Source organism: Streptomyces sp. NPDC107575 (genome assembly GCF_055657265.1).
On sequence record NZ_JBVKBG010000010.1, the window covers coordinates 132369 to 151062 of the forward strand.

Here is an 18694-nt window from a genome sequence, read left to right on the forward strand (position 1 = left end):
CGGGGGTTCCCGGTCCTGCATCCTGGGTCACATGAGCGACGCGAACCACCCCTCGTACCACTTCGGCGACACCGCGGTCGTCTTCGATCTCGACGGCACCCTCGTCGACAGCGAGCCGAACTACTTCAAGGCCTCCCTCGGCACCCTGGCCCGTCAGGGCGTCACGGACTTCACGTGGGCCGACCACGAGACGTACGTCGGGATCTCCACACTGGAGACCATCGGCATCTGGAAGCGGCGGTACGGCATCGACGTGCCGGACGGCGAGCTGCTTGAGGAGATGAACGCCCGCTATCTGGAGCTCGCGCGCGCCGAGACCCATGTCTTCCCGCAGATGCGCCTGTTCGTCGAGCGGCTGAGCGCGGCGGGCGTGCCGATGATCGTCGCGTCCGGCTCGTCGCCCGAGGCCATCGACGCGATCCTCACCGGCACGGGGCTCGCCGCGCAGCTCCCGCTGTACGTGTCGGCGGACGAGGTGGACAACGGCAAGCCGGCCCCCGACGTGTTCCTGGAGGCGGCACACCGGCTGGGCACGCGGGCCTCGCACTGTGTGGTCCTGGAGGACGCGGCGCCGGGGGCCGCCGCCGCGCACGCGGCCGGCATGCGCTGCATCGCGCTGCCGTATGTCGCGGCGCAGGCGGACGACCCGGCGTTCACCACGGCCGACCTGCTGTTCAAGGGCGGTCAGGAGGAGTTCACTGCGCGGGCCGCGTGCGAGTGGCTCGAGCGCTCAGCTCCGTCTTCCTGATCTTCCCTGTGGGGGTGAGCGGCAGCTCGTCGAGTATCTCGACGACGTGCGGGACCTTGTACGTCGCCATGTTCCCGGCCGCCCACTCCTTCAGCGCGTCCGCGGTGAGCGCGGACCCGGGGACGGTGCGGGCGAACGCGTAGGGGCGCTGACCGCTCTCCGGGTCCTCGACGGCGACGACCGCGGCGGCGAGCACGTCGGGGTGCTGGGCGAGCAGCGTCTCCACTTCCGTCGGGAAGACGCTCATGCCCTTCACCTTGATCATGTCCTTGTCGCGGCCCAGGTAGTGCAGACACCCCTCCTCGTCGAGGGCGCCGATGTCACCGGTGTGCAGCCAGCCGTCCCGCAGCGCCCTCTCCGTCGCCTCGGGAGCACGCCAGTACCGGGTGAGCACGGACGGGCCGCGCACCACGATCTCGCCCCGCTCCCCCAGTGGCAGCGGCTCCCCTGTCGTGAAGTCGACGACCATGAAGTCCGTGCCGGGGACCGGGAGTCCGCAGAACACCGGGTCGCTCAGCAGGTCGTGGTCGCCGTCCTGGAAGCCGAGGGTGTTGGTGTCACTGGTGTGTGTCTCGGTCATCCCGTACGAGGCCTCGCGCAGCACACTGTGCTCGCCGACGGCCGCCTTCCACCGGGCGCGCAGCGCCGGGGTGAGCTTGCGGATGAAGGAGACCGTCAGCGGGGTCGACAGGCTCGTCAGGTCGTGGCGGGCGAAGTCGGGGTGGTCGAGGAGTTCGAGGTAGTTCTCGACGGTGCCGGCCATGGTGGTCGCGCCGTGCGTCTCGATGGCGTCGAGGACCTCGGCCGCGTTCCAGCGGGTGAGCAGGACGCTGGTGCCGCCGGAGACGAGCGGGGCGAGGATGCCGAGGTTCTCGCCCGCGATCCAGAAGATGGGCAGATAGCAGACCGAGACGATGCCGCGGGCCTTCGCCTCGTCCGTGGTGACCCGGCCGTTGTCGATGGCGGTGGCCGTGTAGACCATGTGCCGCTGGGTGTGCTCGCAGCCCTTGGGCAGTCCCGTGGTGCCGCCGGTGTAGTTGAGGGCGGCGAGCGCGTCGAGGTCGTCGGCGATGTCCTCGTGGCGGTCGTGGGCGACGGCCCGCGGCCAGTCGGCGTCCGCGAGGACGGTACGTACGGGGGTGTCGGCCCGCACCTCCTCGACGGCGGGCAGCAGCGCGTCCCGCGTGACGATCAACTCCGGTCCGGCGTCGTTGAATTCGTGCCGCAGCTCGGCCGCGCGGAACATCGGGTTCACCGGCACATGCACCGCCCCGATGCGCAGCACGGCGAGCAGGGCGACGACGAAGCGGGCCCCGTTCGGCAGGAAGACACCGACGCGGTCGCCGGGGCGCACGCCCTGTCCGGCCATCCAGCCCGCCAACCGGGCGCTCCGGTCGTCGAGTTGCCGGTAGCTGAGGGTCTCGTCCGCCGTGACGATCGCGGGCCGGTCCGGATTCCGGGCCGCCCAGCGGGCCACATGCCCGGGGAGCGTCAGCTCCCCCGCCTCATGGCGGGTTTCGGACGGCTGGCGGCCCGCCCTGGACTTGGCCTGGCGGGCGCGCAGATCGCGCAGATGCGCCTCGATGGATGACGTGCCAGTGGACAACGTGCGGCTCCCTACTGCTGCGGTGCTGCTCCGATACCGAGGAGATGCAGATACATGACGGTCGCGTCGGCGACCGCCTGGTCGTACGCGGCCGGGCGCTCGGCGACCAGCCGCGCGAACTCGATGCTCATGCCGCCGACGGCACGCGACAGGGTGAGCGGGTCGACGACCGGGTGCGCCCGGCCCTCCGCCGCGACCCGGCGTACGTAGCGGGCGGCGCGGCGGACCGGACGCTCGCGGATCTCCTCCCACAGGGCGCGCACCTCGGCGTCTGCCCGTGCCTGCTGTTCGAGCAGGACGAGCAGCGGCAGGTGCCGCGCGTAGGCGGCGATGAACGCGGCCGTGGAGGCGCGGGCCACCGCCGCCACGTCGTCGGTGTCCACCCCGGGCACGTCCTGCGCGCTGAGGAACGCGTCCCGCACGCGCCCCGCGAGCACCCGGAAGACCTCTTCCTTGGACGCGAAGTAGACATAGAACCCGGCCCGCGACACCTCGGCCTGCGCCGTGATGTCGGCGATGGTCGCCGGGCCGTAGCCGAGCCGCGCGAAGACCTGCTCGGCCGCGTCGAGGAGCCGTCCGCGCGCCGGGGCGTCGGTCCGGTCCCGGGCGGTGCGGACGGACCATTCCTGTTGTGCCTGCTGACTGCGTGCCACAGCGCCAGAGTATTGACGTTGACGTCAGTGTCAATGAGCATGACGGAATCCGGTTCTGAATCCGAATTCGACTTCCCGGAGGGGTTCATGGGGTCTGCCGCCGTACTCGTCGCCAATCGTGGGGAGATAGCCGTCCGGGTGCTGCGCGCCGCCGCCGAGCTCGGGCTGCGCACGGTGGCCGTGCACGAGCCGGGCGACGAGGCGCATCTGCACCTGGCGGACGAGGCCGTGCCGCTCGCGGCGGGCGGCTATCTGGACGCCGAGGCGCTGGTCGCGGCCGCGCGTGGGAGCGGCTGTACGTATCTGCACCCCGGCTACGGCTTCCTGAGCGAGTCCGCGGGGCTCGCCCGGCGGTGTGCGGACGCCGGTGTCACCTTCGTGGGCCCGTCCCCCGAGGTGCTCGACCTGTTCGGGGACAAGGCGCGCGCCCGGGCGCTCGCCGTCGGGACGGGGGTGCCGGTCCTGCCCGGCACGGAGGGTGACACCACGCTGGAGGAGGCGCGGGCGTTCCTCGCCGAAGGGCCGATGATGGTCAAGGCCGTGGGCGGGGGCGGCGGGCGCGGGATGCGGGTCGTGCGGGACGCGTCGGAGCTGGACGAGGCGTGGGAGCGGTGCGCTTCGGAGGCGCAACAGGCCTTCGGGCGCGGCGAGTTGTACGTCGAGCGGCTGTGGGAGGGCGCTCGGCACATCGAGGTGCAGGTCGTCGGCGACGGTGCCGCCGCGAGTCATCTGTGGGAGCGGGACTGCAGCGCGCAGCGCCGCCACCAGAAGCTCGTCGAGATCGCCCCGGCTCCGGGCCTGGACGCGAGCGTGCGCGACCGGCTCCTCGACGCCGCCCTGCGCCTGGCCCGCGCCTCCCGCTACGCGGGCGTCGGCACGGTCGAATTCCTCGTCAGGGGCGAGGAGTTCGTGTTCATGGAGGCCAATCCGCGCCTCCAGGTCGAGCACACGGTGACGGAGGAGGTGACGGGTGTCGACCTGGTCGCGGCGCAGCTGCGGATAGCGGCGGGCGAGAGCCTGACCGACCTCGGTCTCGCCGGGGAGCCGCCCGCCCCGCGCGGCTTCGCGGTGCAGCTGCGGGTGAACGCGGAGGTCACGGGCCCCGACGGTACGGTCCGGCCGTCGGCGGGGCGGCTCGCGCGCCTCGATGTGCCGACGGGCCCCGGCGTGCGCGTCGACACCGCGGCCCGCACCGGCACCGAACTCGGCACGCGCTTCGACTCGCTCCTCGCCAAGGTCGTCGCGCACGCTCCGGCCGGCGACTTCGCGGCGGCGTGCGCACGGGCGCGGCGGGCGCTCGACGAGTTCACGGTGGAGGGTGTGCGGACCGGCATCCCCTTCCTGGCCCGGCTGCTCGACCACCCCGGGTTCACGGCGGGCGGCTTCGACACCGGCTTCGTACAGCGCCACCTGGCGGAGCTGGCACCGCCCGACGCCACTGCGCCCGAAGGTGTCACCGAGCCGGGCACGGTGACCGCACCGATGGCGGGAACCGTCGTCACCGTCGACGCCGAACCCGGCCAACACGTCGCCGCGGGCGCCACGTTGCTCGTGCTCGAAGCGATGAAGATGGAGCACGTGGTGCGCGCCGAGCACGCGGGGGTCGTCCGTGCGGTGCGTGCAGGGGTCGGCGAAACCGTCGCCGAGGGCGCCGAGTTGGTGCTCCTGGACGTGACGGAGGAGGGCGGATCCCAGGAGGACGCGGCCGAGGAACTCGACCTCGACGCGGTGCGCCCCGATCTCGCGCAGGTCGTCGCGCGGCACGCCTTCGGACTCGACGAGAACCGCCCCGAGGCCGTCGCCAAGCGGCATGCGACCGGGCTGCGCACGGCCCGCGAGAACATCGAGGACCTGTGCGACGCGGGGACGTTCACCGAGTACGGCGCGCTCGCGGTGGCCGCGCAACGGCGGCGCCGCGCGCTGGACGACCTGATCCGCTCGACGCCCGCCGACGGCATGGTCACCGGCACCGGCCGGATCGGCGGCGCGCCCGTGGTCGCCATGTCGTACGACTACACGGTGCTCGCCGGGACACAGGGCCACAACAACCACCGCAAGACCGACCGGATGCTGCATCTGGCCGAGGAGCGCGGGCTGCCCGTCGTGCTGTTCGCGGAGGGCGGCGGCGGCCGGCCCGGTGACACCGACACCTCCTCGATCGCGGGCCTGGACGTCATGACGTTCCATCAGATGGCGCGGCTCAACGGCAGGGTGCCGCTCGTCGGCATCGCGTCGGGCCGCTGCTTCGCGGGGAACGCGGCGCTGCTCGGCAGCTGCGACGTCATCATCGCGACGCCCGAGGCGAACATCGGGATGGGCGGCCCCGCGATGATCGAGGGCGGCGGCCTCGGCGTGCACCGCCCCGAGGACATCGGCCCGCTGTCGGTGCAGGTGCCGAACGGGGTCGTGGACCTCCCGGTCGCCGACGAGGCGGAGGCGGTGCGCGTGGCCCGCGCCTATCTGTCGTACTTCCAGGGTCCGCAGGCGGGTTGGGAGGCGCCCGACCCGCGGCGTCTGCGCCACGCGATCCCCGAGAACCGGCGGCGCGCCTACGACATCCGCGCCGCGATCGAAGGGCTCGCCGACACGGACTCGGTGCTCGAACTGCGCCGCGGCTTCGGAGCCGGAGCGATCACGGCGCTGGTGCGGATCGAGGGCCGCCCGATGGGCCTGGTCGCGAACAACCCGGCGCACCTCGGCGGCGCCGTCGACCGGGACGCGGCGGACAAGGCGGCGCGCTTCCTGCGGCTGTGCGAGTCGTTCGGCCTCCCGGTTCTCTCGCTGTGCGACACACCGGGCTTCATGGTGGGTCCGGAGTCCGAACGCAGCGCGACGGTGCGGCAGTTCGCGGACCTGTTCGTCGCGGGCGCGCGCCTCACCGTGCCGCTGGTCTGCCTCGTGCTGCGCAAGGCGTACGGGCTCGGGGCGATGGCCATGATGGGCGGTTCGACGCGGGCGCCGCTCGGCACGGCGGCCTGGCCGAGCGGCGAGTTCGGCGGCATGGGTCTGGAGGGTGCGGTGCGGCTCGGCTACCGCCGCGAGCTGGAGGCCATCGCCGACCCCGCCGAGCGGGAGCGGGCCTTCGAGGCCCGGGTCGCGGAGCTGTACGAGCACGGCAAGGCGGTGAACGCGGCGGCGGCCCTGGAGATCGACGCGGTCATCGACCCGGCAGACTCGCGGAGTTGGATCATGTCCGCGCTGGACGCGTAGGCGACCGTCGTGGAAGTGCCCGCGCATTGATGCGCGAAGAGAGGGGTACTCGGTCGATCATGCGTATCAGTGTGGTGGATGTCGGTTCGAACACCGTGCGCCTCGCGATCGCGGACGCGCGCGACGGAGCGCCGCTGCCGGTGCACACGGCCAAGCGGCGGTTACGGCTGTCGGAGCTGGTCGACCGCGACCGCAGACTGGGCCCCGTGGCGGTGGACCGGCTGGTCGACGCGGTACGGGCGGCGGTCACGGAAGCCGAACGCTGGGGCAGCGACGAGCCGTTCGTCTTCGCCACGGCCATCGTCAGGGACGCGCCGAACCGGGACGAGGTCCTCGACGCCGTCGAGGGGGGGACCGGAGTGCGGCCCCGGGTGCTGCCCGGCGAGGTGGAGGCCGAGCTGACGTTCCTCGCGGCGCGGCGCTGGATGGGCTGGCGGGCCGGGCCGCTCGGTGTCCTCGACATCGGGGGCGGCTCGCTGGAGGTCGCCTTCGGGCGGGGGCGGCTGCCCGAGTTCGCGATCTCGCTGCCGCTCGGGGCGGGGCGGCTCACGCGCGAGCACCTGCCGGGGGACGGGATGCCGCCGACGGAGAAGGAGCTGAAGGCGCTGCGGCGTCATGTGCGGCATCAGCTCAGGGACGTCGCGGCGCGGATCCGCTGGGAGGGGCCGCTCACGGCGGCGGCCACGTCCCGTACGTTCACGCAGCTGGCGCGCCTGTGCGGGGCCCCTCCGGGGCGGCACGGGCCGTTCGTACCGCGGCGGTTGAGCCGTAGGGCGTTGGGCCTGGCGGTGGACGAGCTGGCGGAGCTGCCGGCCGAGCGGAGGGCGGAGTTGCCGGGGATTTCCGCGCCGCGGGCGTCGCAGTCGCTTGCGGGGGCGTTGGTCGGGCATACGGCGATGAAGCTCATGGGCATCCGCGAGTTGACGGTGTGCCCCTGGGCGATCCGGGAGGGGATTCTGCTGCGGCGGATCGAGGGCGATGCGGGGTGGTCCGCGCCGCTCCACGTTGCGGCCGACCGTCCCTACGCCACGGGGCTCCGCCCCGGACCCCGCGCCTCAATCGCCGGCGGGGCTTGACTGGCGTACCAGCTCGATCGCTCGGCCCAGGGTCGTGAGGCGCGCGGACACCGTGTCCCCCGCCGGGTACAGGCGGACGGTGTCCACCCCCGCCTCCCGCCACACGGCCAACCGCTCCCGGACCATCGCCTCCGTGCCGATGAGCGTCGTCGCGAGGACCATGTCGTCGGTGACCAGGGCGGCCGCCCCCTCGCGGTCGCCCGCCTGCCAGCGTTCGCGGACCGCCGCGGCGACGTCGGCCCAACCCTGCCTGCTGTACGCCTGGTTGTAGAAATTGGTCGAGGCGGAGCCCATGCCGCCGAGGCTGAACGCGAGCTCCTTCTTCCGGCCGCCCACCACGGCCGCCAGCTCCTCCTCGTCCTCGACGAAGTTCACCTCGGCCCCCTGACAGATGTCGAGGTCGGCCCTGGTCCTGCCCGACGCCGCGAGCCCCGCGTCCAGGTGGTCGAAGTACGCCTCCTTCGCCCCCTCGGGCACGAAGCTCGTCCCGAGCCACCCGTCGGCGACCTCCCCGGTGAGCCGCAGCATCTTCGGTGACAACGTCGCGAGGTAGATGGGCAGTTCGTGCTCCGCCCGCATCGAGAGCCGCATCGGCTTCGCGTCCCCGCCGGGCAGCGGCAGCGTGAACTCCCGCCCCTCGTAGGCGATCTTCTCGCCGGTCGCCGCCATCCGCACGATCTCGACCGTCTCCCGCATCCGGGCCAACGGGCGCGCGAACGGCACCCCGTGCAGCCCCTCGATCACCTGCGGCCCGGAAGGACCGAGCCCCAGCAGGAAGCGGCCCTCGGAGATGTTCGACAGGGTGATCGCGGCGCGCGCGATGGCGGCCGGGGTGCGGGTGGCGAGCTGGATGATGCCGGAGCCGAGCAGCATCCGCTCCGTGCGCGCCGCCAAGTACCCCAGCGGGGACGGCGCTTCGGAGCCCCAGGCCTCGGCGACCCAGCAGATGTCCAGGCCCAGCTTCTCGGCCTCGGTGACGAAGTCGACGGTCTCCCGCCAGTTCCCGCCGGACGCCTCGATGGTGGTCGATGTACGCATCAGGCCTCCATCCCTTCCGCGCCCGGGCCCGACTCCGCCAGCGCCTTCAGCCCGTCGAGCGTCGCGTTCATGCCCCGCTCCCACTCCCGCAGCCGCCCGTACACGATCTTCTGCTCCTTCTCCGGCATCCGGTCGATGGCGTACGAGAGGCCGGAGCGTCCCGGCCCCATCCGCGCCCACTGCGTCAGTTCCGTGCCCCCGTCCTCCGTCGCCGCCATGCTGAACCGCCAGACAGCGCTGGGCCGTTCGGGATCGCCCACGGCCCACGCGAAGACGCGGCCCGGCTCGCACTCGACGACGTACGAGGTGGTCTCCCACGCCCCGAACGCCTCGTGCCGGCTGCGCCCCAGGAAGCGGGCGCCGACGCCGCGCTCATCGCCCAGCCACTCGGCCGACTGGAGTTCGGCGCTGAACCGGGGCATCAGGCCGACGTCGCCGACCAGCTCCCACACCCGGTCCGGGGGCGCCGCGATCGTGCGTCGCGCCTCGACGGTCGGCGTGTCCGCGTAGCGTGCGCCGGTCCATTCCATCGTGCTCCACCTCTCCGTAGAACAGCCTGTGACCACGAGAGTTTCGTAGATGGACTCACTACGTCAAGAGCAACCCGGCAACCTGAGGGATCGGTTCAGCGGGTGAAGCGCGCCGCGATGTCCGGGCGCCGCGCGAGCTTCTCCGGGTAGCCGGGGCCCATCCGCGCGTGGGTGTCGTCTGCGGTCATCGGCTCGCCGCAGTGCCCGCAGACGACGGCCGCCTCGCTCTCGTGGCCGCACCGGTCGTGCTCGAAGACGACGGGCGCGCCCTCCTCGCCGGACAGCCAGCGGTTGCCCCAGGCGTTCATGGCGGCGAGGACGCCGAAGAAGTCGCGGCCCTTCTCGGTGAGGACGTAGTCGTGCCGCACGGGCGCGGTGTCGTAGGCGCGCTTCTCCATGAGGCCCGCGTCGACGAGCCGCCGCAGCCGCTCCGCCAGGGTCGTCCGGGCGATGCCGAGCTCCTGCTGGAACACGTCGAAGCGGGTGATGCCGTAGAACGCCTCGCGCAGCACGAGCGGCGTCCACCAGTCCCCCAGCAGATCCATGGTGCGGGCGATGGAGCAGGGCCAGTCGGCAAAGGAAGTGCGCCTCATGACCGAAAGGATACGGACGGGCCACGGAGAGGGTCTCGGTACAGGACTCAGGACGTGACGTTCGCCATGAACGGCGTCGACCCATTGTGGACGGGGCCCCCGGCTGATCACCTGGAGTCCTACAACGCACCGAGCTGGAGGCCCCGTTGTTCGCTTCCGTGGACGAAGTCACCACGCGCCTTGCCGGGACGGGCTATCTGGCCTCCCCCGCCGTGGCGACCACCGTCTTCCTGGCCGCCAAGCTCGGCAAGCCGCTGCTCGTCGAGGGCCCGGCGGGCGTCGGCAAGACGGAACTGGCGAAGGCGGTCGCGGCGATCAGCGACGCCAGTCTGATCCGCCTCCAGTGCTACGAGGGCGTGGACGAGAGCCGCGCCCTGTACGAGTGGAACCACGCCAAGCAGCTGCTGCGGATCACTGCGGGCCGCGACGAGACCTGGGACCAGACCCGCACGGACATCTTCAGCGAGGAGTTCCTGCTCTCGCGCCCGCTGCTCTCCGCGATCCGCGGCGACGACGCGAAGGTCCTGCTCATCGACGAGATGGACAAGGCGGACGTCGAGGTGGAGGGGCTGCTCCTCGAAGTGCTCTCCGACTTCCAGGTGACCGTCCCCGAGCTGGGCACCATCGCCGCCACCCGGCGCCCCTTCGTGGTCCTCACCTCCAACGCGAGCCGTGAGCTGTCGGAGGCGCTGCGCCGCCGCTGCCTCTTCCTCCACATCGGCTTCCCCGAGGAGGAGTTGGAGCGCCGCATCGTCGCCCTGAAGGTGCCCGAGCTCGACGCGGTGCTCACCGAGTCCCTCGTACGGGTCGTGGGCGCGCTGCGCGCCATGGACCTGCGCAAGGTGCCCTCGGTCGCGGAGACGGTGGACTGGGCGCGCACCCTCCTCGCGCTCGGCGCGGACCGCCTGGACGAGGAGGTCGTACGGGCGTCCCTCGGCGTCGTCCTCAAGCATCAGGAGGACGTGAACACGGCGGCGGCCAAGCTCGACCTGGACGCGGTGTGAGCACGGCCCTGTCGGTCGCCGACCGGGTCACCTCGCTCGTGCGGGCGCTGCGCGCGCACGGCATCCGGATCGGCACGGGCGAGAGCGTGGACGCCGCGCAGGCGGTGGCGGCGCTCGGCATGGACAGCCGGGAGCATCTGCGCGAGGGCCTGGCCTCGGCCCTGCTCCACGACCAGGGCCAGCGCGCGGTCTTCGACCCCGTCTTCGACGTGTACTTCCCGCACGCGGTGGGCGCGCCCGGCCAGGGCGGCGCCACCGACCGGGACAGCCTGCGCGAGCGTCTCACCGAGGCCCTGGCCGCGAACGACCGGGCCGCGCTTGCCCGCCTCGCCGCCGAGGCGGTGGACTCCCTCGGCGGCTACGACGCGAACGGCTGGTCGTCCCAGCAGACCCTCGACCGGCTGCGCCCGCAGACACTCCTCGCCCCGGTCATGTCCGCGATCCGCGCGGGCGGCAGCGGCCAGTCCGGGGCCTTCACCGACCGCATCGAGGCGGACGAGATCCGCCGCCGCATCGAGGAGTTCCGCGAAGGGGTGCGCGGCGAGGCGCGGCGCAGGGTCGCGGAGGCCCGCGACCGCGACGAGCTGGCCCGCCGGATGCCGGTCCAGACGCCCGACCGCACCGTGTTCCTCTACGCGGACAAGGCCCAGCTCGCCGAGTTGCGCCGCACCGTCCACCCCCTGGCCCGCAAGCTGGCCACGCGCCTCGCCGCCCGCAGGCGCCGCGCGGCCCGCGGCCACATCGACCTGCGCCGGACGCTGCGCGGCTCGCTGTCGACGGGCGGCGTCCCGATGAAGCCGGTGCTGCGCAAGCGCCGCCCTACGCGTCCCGAACTGGTGCTGCTCTGCGACGTGTCGGGCTCGGTGGCCGGCTTCGCGAACTTCACGATGCTCCTGGTCCAGGCCCTGCACGACCAGTTCAGCAAGATCCGCGTCTTCGCCTTCGTCAACCGGACCGACGAGGTCACCGACCTCATCGCGCACGGCGCGGCGGACGCGGAGGGCCTCGGCGCCCGTATCGCGGCCGAGGCCACGCTGACCGGCTGGCACGGCAGCAGCGACTACGGCACGGCGCTCGGCGAGTTCGTGGAGCGCTACGAGTCCGCCGTGGGCCCCCGCACCACGGTGCTGATCCTCGGCGACGCCCGCAACAACCAGCAGAACCCGAACCTCCCGGCGCTGCGCCGCATCACCCGCGCCTCCCGCCGCACCTACTGGCTCAACCCGGAGCCCCGCTCCCAGTGGGACACGGGCGACTCGGCGGCCTCCACGTACGCGGAGGTGGTGGCCATGCACGAATGCCGCAACGCACGCCAGCTGAGCGCGCTGGTGGGCCGCCTGCTCCCCGTGTAGGGGCAACCGTCCGGACGCACTCTCCGTGGCTCTTTCACTTGCGCGATCGTGCAGGTCCGGGAAGCGTGACCGGGAGGCTCACCGACCGGGACGGAGGCCGCATGAAGGCGGACGGCCGTGACGCGTACTTCGACAACGCCAAGTACCTGGCCATCGTCCTCGTCGCGCTCGGGCACGCCTGGGAGCCGCTGCGCGGGGACAGCCGGGCGGCCTCCGCGCTGTACTTCACCGTCTACACGTTCCACATGCCGGCGTTCATCGTCATCTCCGGCTACTTCTCGCGGTCGTTCGACGCGAGCCCACGACGGATGAAGCGCCTGGTCACGGGCGTACTGGTGCCGTACGTGATCTTCGAGGTCGCGTACACGTTCTTCAAGCGCACGGTGGGCGACGACCCGGACTACCCGATCACGCTCCTCGACCCCTGGTATCTGACCTGGTTCCTGATCGCGCTGTTCATCTGGCGCATCACCACCCCGCTGTGGAAGGTCGTGCGGGCGCCGCTGCCGCTGGCACTCGCGGTCGCCGTGCTCGCCGCCGTCTCCCCCGACATCGGCGACGACCTGGACCTCCAGCGGGTGCTGCAGTTCCTGCCGTTCTTCGTGCTCGGCCTGGTCCTGAAGCCGGAGCACTTCCAGCTGGTGCGGCGCAGGCGGGCCCGGATCCTCGCCCTGCCGGTCTTCGCGAGCGCGCTGCTCGTCGCGTACTGGGCCTCGCCGCGGATGACCGCCGCCTGGTTCTACCGCCGCGACAGCGCGCAGGAGCTGGGCGCGCCCGGTTGGACGGGCGTGGTGATGACGCTCGCCCTGTTCGGCTGCTCGGTGATCCTGATGGCCTGCTTCTTCGCGTGGGTGCCCGGGCGCAGGCTGTGGTGCACGGCGCTCGGCGCGGGCACCCTGTACGGCTATCTGCTGCACGGGTTCCTCGCGAAGGGCTCCCGCTTCTGGGGCTGGTACGACCACGACTGGGTGCACACGCCGCTCGGCGAGATCACCGTGACCGTGATCGCGGCGGCGGTCATCACCGCGCTGTGCACGCGGCCCGTGCGGTGGCTGTTCCACTGGGCGATGGAGCCCGAGATGGCGTGGGCGTTCAAGCGGGACCCCGTCGAGCAGGAGGCGACGCGTCCCGTGCCACCACCCGGATCGTCCTGAGCGAGGGGTCCGCCGGGTCCGGCACGTTCATGCCCGCCTCGATGCCGGTGCGCAGATAGCTGAGCACCGGTTCGGTGAGCCGCTCCCCCGGCAGCGCCGTCGGGATGCCCGGCGGGTACGGGGTCGTCATCTCGGCGGCCACCCGGCCCGCGGCGCGCTCCAGCGGGACGTCCTCGACCGGCCCGAAGTACGCGTCGCGCGGCAACATGGCCTGTTCCAGGCGGAGTTCGGAGGGCTTGGGCACCGCGACGGCCGGCGCGCCGCGCAGTTCGGCGCGGTGTTCCGCGACGTCCCGGAGCCCGTCGAGGAGGGCCGCGAGCGTCGCCGGGGAGTCGGCGAAGGTGAGCTGGGCGCCGATCCTGCGGTGGTCGGCGATGTGCACGTCGAGGGCGCGGTGGGAGCGCAGCCAGTCGGCGACGCGGTAGCCGCTCGTGTCGAGGTCCGCGACGTCGACGAGGACGGGCAGCGGGTCGAGGTCGTGGGCGAGCCCGGGGCCCGTCAGGTCGTCGGGTCCGTACACGTGCAGGCCGTCGATCGCGTCGATGTCCTGCCGCGCCCGCGCCGCGAGGTCGAGGGCATCACCGAGCAGCTCCCGGCCGTGCAGCCGCATCTGCCGGCGCCAGCCGTCGAGACCCGCGTAGATCAGGACCGACGGGCTGGTGGTGCCGAGCAGGTCGGCACGGGAGGTGAGCGTGTCCGGGTCGATCAGGTCGCCGCGCAGATGGAACACCGAGCCCTGTTCCAGGCCGCTGCCCATCTTGTGGATGCTGGTGACACACACGTCGGCGCCCGCGTCCATGGCCCACTTGGGCAGGTCGGGGTGGAACGGCAGGTGCGCGCCCCACGCCTCGTCGACGATCAGCGGCCTGCCGCGCGCGTGGCACACCTCGGCGAGCCGGACCAGGTCGGCGCACGTGCCGTACGGGGTCGGGCTGGTGATCAGCGCTCCGCGCGCGTCCGGGTGGCGCTCGAAGGCCTCCTCGTACGCCTGCGGGGACGGCGGGTGCGCGAGGCCGCGCTCGGCGTCCCACTGCGGTTCGACCCACACGGGGTCGATGCCGCACAGGATGAGCCCGCTCACCACGGACTTGTGCGCGTCACGCCCGATGAGCAGCTGCTCGCGGGGGCCGGCGACGCTCAGCATCGCGGCCTTCACCGAAAGCGAGCTGCCGCACGTGGTGAAGAAGGTGTGGTCGGCGTGGACCGCGTCGGCCATCAGCTCCTCGGCGCGCCGCAGGACGCGGCCGCGCATCCGGCGGTCGTCGAGTCCGCCGCTCGCGAGGACGTCGGCGTGGAAGGCGTCGCCGAGCACTCTTCTGGCCTGCTCGTCGGCGCCGCGCGCCTGCTTGTGACCGGGCGGTGTGAAGGCGAGCCTGCCGTGCGCGTGGTAGGAGTCCAGGGCTTCGAGTACGGGGGCGCAGGTGTGGTCCATGGGACCCGGGTACCGGGTGTCGGGGCTGTTCATGCCGCCTGCTCCTGCCGATTCGTGGGGTGGCGAACGGATTCGGCCGCGTACCCACGAGTCACCCGATTTCCTCCATGTATGGCTCCCGTGAGCTGCGTGAACGCGGGACGGGCGGTCGATCCGGCTGCATGAGCGGCTGCCGCCCGGGTACTCCGCGCCGGGTGACCCATCCACCCGATCCACAGGACGGAGGACGCGACATGACCGCCAGGGTGCGGGACGTGATGACCCAGGGTGTGACGGCGGTGCCCCCGGACACCCCGCTCGGCCAGGCCGCGCAGGCGATGCGCGACGAGGACATCGGGGCCGTGCTGGTGTGCGCGGAGGACCGGCTGGTCGGCCTGGTCACCGACCGGGACATCACGCTGCGTGTCGTCGCGGACGGCGCGGATCCGCAGGTCATCGACGTCGGCATGGTGTGCACCCCCGACCCGCGGTGCGTCGGCCCGGACGAGGAGGCCGAGCACGCGGCGGCCCTGATGCGGCGGTACGCGGTGCGGCGGCTGCCCGTGCTGAGCGAGGGCCTGCCCGTCGGCATCGTGAGCATGGGCGACCTGGCCCGGCACCGGGACCCCGATTCGGCGCTCGCCGACGTCAGCAGGGCGGACGCCAGTCCCGGCCAGGGCTTCGTGGCGACATGACGGCTCTCGCGCGCCTCCGCCCGGCGGGGTGAGGTGCGTGTTCCGTCAGGCGGGGCGCGCGCTCGCGGGCGAGGCCCGGGCCATCGGCCGTTCCACCTGCCGTGCCGTGGCGGTTCCGGGGCCCGAGCGGGCCACCGCCGTGCAGGCGCTGAAGGCGGCCGCCGCGGCGATCGTGGCGTGGGCCCTCGCGGGCTGGTGGTGGAACGCGCCGATGGCGCTGCTCGCGCCGTGGACCGCGGTGGTCCTGGTGCACAGCACCGTGTACCGCTCGGTGCGCTCGGCGGTGCAGCAGTTCCTGGTCGTCGCGACGGGCACGCTCGTCGCGTCCGGGGCGATGGCGCTCACCCGGGACGTGCTGATCGGGATGGCGATCGCGCTCCCGATCACCGTGCTGATCGGCTCGTACGGGCGCTTCGGCGACCAGGGCTGGTACGCGCCGAGCGCCGCCCTCTTCGTCCTGACGTACGGCTCGTACGCGCCCGTGGAGATCGGCCACCGGCTCATGGAGACCGTGCTCGGCGCGGTCGTCGGTGTCCTGGTCAACGCGCTCGTGCTGCCGCCCGTGCACACCAGCGACGTGCTGCGGCTGCGGGCTCAGGTGCCGGCCGACTGCGCCCGGCTGCTGCGGGAGATCGCGGACGGCATCGAGGACGGATACGGCGCGGCCGACGCGCAGGAGTGGCACGGGCGGGCGCTGCGGCTCGGTGCCACGGTCGCCGAACTGCGCACCGCGCGGCACCGGGAGGACGAGAGCCGCCGGCTCAACCCCGGGCGCCGGCTGCGCCGCGTGCGGCCCGCACCGCCGTCCCGTGACCTCCGCTGGGAGCGGATCGCGGACCACCTCGCGGAGGCGCTGCGCGCGCTGACGGAGGTCGCGCACGACACACCACCGTTCGAGACACCCCCGCCGCAGGCGCTGCGCGAGCTGGCCGCGCTGCTGCGCTCGGCGGGCGAGGCGTGCGCCACGGACGCCGACCGGATCGGCCGTGCCGACGGGGAGCAGGCCGCGGAGTCCCTCGCAGAGGCGCGGGCGGCCGGCGACCGCATCGCGGCGCACCTGGCCGACCCGGACGGCCGCGGCTTCGCGTCGCTGGGCGAGCTGACCACGGCGACGACCCGTCTGCTGGACGACCTGGAGGCCGCGACGGATCACTCCTCCCAGGCACCGGGCTCCCGCTCCGGCACGGCGAAGTCGGCCCACACTCCGTAGTGGTCGCTGGCCTGGACCCCGTCGACCGGTTCGACGAGGAACCGCTCGCAGGCCTCGACGCGCAGGGTCGGCCCGTGCCGTCCGCAGCGCGCCAGTACGTGGTCGATGCGGCGCCCCGCCTCCAACGGCATGTCCCCCGCGCGCACCAGCGGATTGCGGGGGCTGAAGGTGTGTCCCGGCGCGGCGCCGTGCACGGCCTCCCACGCGTCCTGATAGCAGACGCTCGCGCCGCCGAGCGACTGCAGCCCGCGCCAGAACCGCAGGCTCGCGGCATCGGGCCCGGCGTCGAAGTCGCCGAGGACGACGACGTGCCGCAGCCGCCCCGCCCCCTCGGCCAGCATCCGCTCCGCGAGGAGGGCCGCGGCCCGCGCCTGCCGCTCCCGTTCCGCCTCGAAGCCGTAGGGCCAGCTCGGCTTGTGGTGGACGACGAGGACGCCGCCGAGGGGCGCCCCGTACGCGACCTCGGCCGCCGCCACCCCGCACCACGGCGTACCCGCCGTACGCTCGGTCACCTGCAGCGGATCGGTGCGCACGCGGCCGAGCGGGGCGCGCACGGCGAGCACCGCGCCGACCCCGTCGGGGCCGCTGCGCGGGTGCGGGACGACCCGCCAGCCGTCCGCCTCGAGCCGCCGCACGTCGTCCCGCACCACTTCTTGCAGGGCCAGTACGTCGGGGGCCGCGTCGGCGAGCGCGGCGGCGAGGACACGGCGCCGCGCGGGCCCGTCCGCGTACTCGGGGGCGAGGACGTTCATGGTCAGCGCGCGCAGGCGCGGTTTCCCGGTCATCGAAGCTCCTTGTAAGGGACACCGGCCGGGTACCCGGTTTCGATGCTTGATCAGCCCTTTCAGGGGAACTCGGCGCCCATGACCGTAAGCGCATCCGCTCAAGGTTCGTACTGGATCGAGTCCGCTCCCGGGCCGCACTTCCCACCGCTGGAGCGGGACGTGAACGTGGACGTCGTCGTGATCGGCGCGGGCATCGCCGGGCTGAGCACCGCGTGGGAGCTGACGCGCGCCGGGCTGAGCGTGGCGGTCCTGGAGGCCGGGCGGATCGCCGAGGGCGTCACCGGGCACACCTCGGCCAAGCTGTCCGCGCTGCACACGCTGACCTACGAACGGCTGCGGCGCACGCGGGGCGCCGACGCCGCCCGCCTGTACGCGCGCTCGCAGTCGGAGGCCGTGGAGCACGCCTTCGAGGTGGCCGAACTCCTCGGCATCGACTGCGAGTTGGAGCGCCGTGACGCCTACACCTACGCGACCGAGGGACAGCATCTGTCCGCGGTGCGGGCGGAGGCGGGGGCGGCGCAGGCCGCCGGGCTTCCCGCGACCTTCGTGCGGGACACCGGGCTGCCGTTCCCGGTCGCGGGGGCGGTGCGCGTGACGGGGCAGGCCCAGTTCCATCCGCGCAAGTACCTGCTCGGGCTCGCCGAGGACCTGCGGGAACGCGGGGCGCTCGTGCACGAGCACACGTCCGTGTTCGGCCTGGAGGAGGACCACGCCTGCCATGTGACGGCCGAGACGGGGGCCCGGGTGACCGCCCGCGACGTGGTCGTCGCGACGCACTACCCGATCTTCGACCGGGCCCTGCTGTTCGCCCGGCTCGCACCCCGCCGGGAACTGGTGGTGGCGGCGCCGATCGACGCGGAGCGCGATCCGCGGGGCATGTACATCACGCCCGAACACAACACGCGTTCGGTGCGCACCGCGCCCTACAAGGACGGGCAGCGGCTGCTCATCGTCACCGGCGAGAAGTTCACGCCCGGCACGGGCGACACCAGGGCGCGCTTCGACCGCCTCACGGAGTGGGCCGAGAAGTCCTTCCCCGGCATCGAGCCCGCCTACGGGTGGGCGACCCAGGACACGTTCCCCTGCGACACGACACCGCTCGTCGGTCTGCTGCACCCGGCGGCCAGGCACACGTACGTCGCGACGGGTTTCAGCGGCTGGGGTCTGAGCGGCGGCATCATGGCGGGTTCGCTGCTCACCGCGCTCATCACGGACCGCGACGTGCCGGAGTGGGCGGGCCTGTACGACCCGCGCCGGGTGCGCTCGGTGCTGCGCGAGGCGCCCCGCTTCCTGAAGCACCAGGCCGATGTGGCCGCGCACTTCATCGGCGACCGGCTGCGGCCCCCGAGCGTCGGCTCCGTCGACGAACTGCCCCCGGACACCGGCGCCGTGCTGCGCACGCAGGGCGGCCGCAGCGCGGTGTACCGCGACCCCGACGGCAAGCTGCACGCCGTGTCCGCGCGCTGCACCCACCTCGGCTGCCTGGTCGCGTTCAACGCGGCGGAGCGCGCCTGGGAGTGCCCCTGCCACGGCTCCCGCTTCGACACCGAAGGACAGGTCGTCCAGGGCCCGGCCACCCGGGACCTCGAGCAGCGCGACATCTGAGCCACCTGAACCACCCGCCGCAGA

The 18694-nt window shown here is 73.1% G+C and carries 16 protein-coding genes; 9 read left to right on the forward strand and 7 right to left on the reverse strand.

Features of this window, described 5'->3' with window-relative positions; genetic code table 11:
* Positions 1-31: 31 nt before the first annotated feature.
* Positions 32-748: an HAD family hydrolase gene (locus ACZ7L4_RS38170; protein WP_472109642.1), complete on the forward strand. Its 717-nt coding sequence runs from the start codon at positions 32-34 to the stop codon at positions 746-748.
* Here the strand turns inward: ACZ7L4_RS38170 and ACZ7L4_RS38175 are convergent.
* Both ACZ7L4_RS38175 and ACZ7L4_RS38180 read right to left on the reverse strand, forming a co-directional pair.
* Positions 696-2354, reverse strand: coding sequence for an AMP-binding protein (locus ACZ7L4_RS38175; RefSeq protein ID WP_472109643.1), 1659 nt, complete (start codon positions 2352-2354; stop codon positions 696-698). The genes ACZ7L4_RS38170 and ACZ7L4_RS38175 overlap by 53 nt on opposite strands.
* Before the next feature lie 11 nt (positions 2355-2365).
* On the reverse strand, positions 2366-3007 hold the full coding sequence (locus ACZ7L4_RS38180; RefSeq protein WP_472109644.1) for a TetR/AcrR family transcriptional regulator: 642 nt from the start codon (positions 3005-3007) through the stop codon (positions 2366-2368).
* Between the two features lie 87 nt (positions 3008-3094).
* On the opposite strand from ACZ7L4_RS38180, the gene ACZ7L4_RS38185 reads away from it, so the two are divergent.
* Together ACZ7L4_RS38185 and ACZ7L4_RS38190 are read left to right on the forward strand one after the other, a co-directional pair.
* On the forward strand, positions 3095-6217 hold the full coding sequence (locus tag ACZ7L4_RS38185) for an acetyl-CoA carboxylase family protein (RefSeq protein ID WP_472109645.1): 3123 nt from the start codon (positions 3095-3097) through the stop codon (positions 6215-6217).
* A 59-nt stretch (positions 6218-6276) separates the two neighbouring features.
* Positions 6277-7293, forward strand: coding sequence for a Ppx/GppA family phosphatase (locus ACZ7L4_RS38190; RefSeq protein WP_472109646.1), 1017 nt, complete (start codon positions 6277-6279; stop codon positions 7291-7293).
* Here the strand turns inward: ACZ7L4_RS38190 and ACZ7L4_RS38195 are convergent.
* From ACZ7L4_RS38195 to ACZ7L4_RS38205, 3 genes are all read right to left on the reverse strand, one after another.
* The gene (locus ACZ7L4_RS38195) at positions 7273-8331 is read right to left on the reverse strand and encodes an LLM class flavin-dependent oxidoreductase (protein ID WP_472109647.1); all 1059 of its coding nucleotides are present in this window, start codon (positions 8329-8331) and stop codon (positions 7273-7275) included. The genes ACZ7L4_RS38190 and ACZ7L4_RS38195 overlap by 21 nt on opposite strands.
* On the reverse strand, positions 8331-8861 hold the full coding sequence (locus tag ACZ7L4_RS38200; RefSeq protein ID WP_472109648.1) for an SRPBCC family protein: 531 nt from the start codon (positions 8859-8861) through the stop codon (positions 8331-8333). Before ACZ7L4_RS38200 ends, ACZ7L4_RS38195 begins: the two co-directional genes overlap by 1 nt.
* A 95-nt stretch (positions 8862-8956) precedes the next feature.
* The gene (locus ACZ7L4_RS38205; protein WP_472109649.1) at positions 8957-9454 is read right to left on the reverse strand and encodes a winged helix-turn-helix transcriptional regulator; all 498 of its coding nucleotides are present in this window, start codon (positions 9452-9454) and stop codon (positions 8957-8959) included.
* 146 nt (positions 9455-9600) lie between these two features.
* Between ACZ7L4_RS38205 and ACZ7L4_RS38210 the strand changes: the two genes are divergently transcribed.
* The 3 genes from ACZ7L4_RS38210 (at position 9601) to ACZ7L4_RS38220 (ending at position 12964) form a co-directional block, all read left to right on the forward strand.
* Complete coding sequence (locus tag ACZ7L4_RS38210) at positions 9601-10458, forward strand: AAA family ATPase (RefSeq protein WP_472109650.1); 858 nt, start codon at positions 9601-9603, stop codon at positions 10456-10458.
* Between the two features lie 8 nt (positions 10459-10466).
* Positions 10467-11810: a vWA domain-containing protein gene (locus ACZ7L4_RS38215; protein ID WP_472109794.1), complete on the forward strand. Its 1344-nt coding sequence runs from the start codon at positions 10467-10469 to the stop codon at positions 11808-11810.
* A 101-nt stretch (positions 11811-11911) separates the two neighbouring features.
* Positions 11912-12964: an acyltransferase family protein gene (locus tag ACZ7L4_RS38220; protein ID WP_472109795.1), complete on the forward strand. Its 1053-nt coding sequence runs from the start codon at positions 11912-11914 to the stop codon at positions 12962-12964.
* Here the strand turns inward: ACZ7L4_RS38220 and ACZ7L4_RS38225 are convergent.
* Positions 12903-14429 (reverse strand): aminotransferase class I/II-fold pyridoxal phosphate-dependent enzyme, encoded by a 1527-nt coding sequence (locus ACZ7L4_RS38225; RefSeq protein WP_472109651.1) that lies wholly within the window; start codon positions 14427-14429, stop codon positions 12903-12905. The genes ACZ7L4_RS38220 and ACZ7L4_RS38225 overlap by 62 nt on opposite strands.
* 200 nt (positions 14430-14629) lie before the next feature.
* Here ACZ7L4_RS38225 and ACZ7L4_RS38230 point away from each other — a divergent pair, with 200 nt between their 5' ends.
* Positions 14630-15070 (forward strand): CBS domain-containing protein, encoded by a 441-nt coding sequence (locus ACZ7L4_RS38230; RefSeq protein WP_472109652.1) that lies wholly within the window; start codon positions 14630-14632, stop codon positions 15068-15070.
* Positions 15071-15107: 37 nt separating this feature from the next.
* Complete coding sequence (locus tag ACZ7L4_RS38235) at positions 15108-16280, forward strand: aromatic acid exporter family protein (RefSeq protein WP_472109653.1); 1173 nt, start codon at positions 15108-15110, stop codon at positions 16278-16280.
* Here ACZ7L4_RS38235 and ACZ7L4_RS38240 read toward each other — a convergent pair.
* Positions 16220-17065: an endonuclease/exonuclease/phosphatase family protein gene (locus ACZ7L4_RS38240; RefSeq protein ID WP_472109654.1), complete on the reverse strand. Its 846-nt coding sequence runs from the start codon at positions 17063-17065 to the stop codon at positions 16220-16222. The genes ACZ7L4_RS38235 and ACZ7L4_RS38240 overlap by 61 nt on opposite strands.
* A gap of 78 nt (positions 17066-17143) precedes the next feature.
* Between ACZ7L4_RS38240 and ACZ7L4_RS38245 the strand changes: the two genes are divergently transcribed.
* Positions 17144-18670: an FAD-dependent oxidoreductase gene (locus ACZ7L4_RS38245; RefSeq protein ID WP_472109655.1), complete on the forward strand. Its 1527-nt coding sequence runs from the start codon at positions 17144-17146 to the stop codon at positions 18668-18670.
* The last annotated feature ends 24 nt before the right edge of the window (positions 18671-18694 follow it).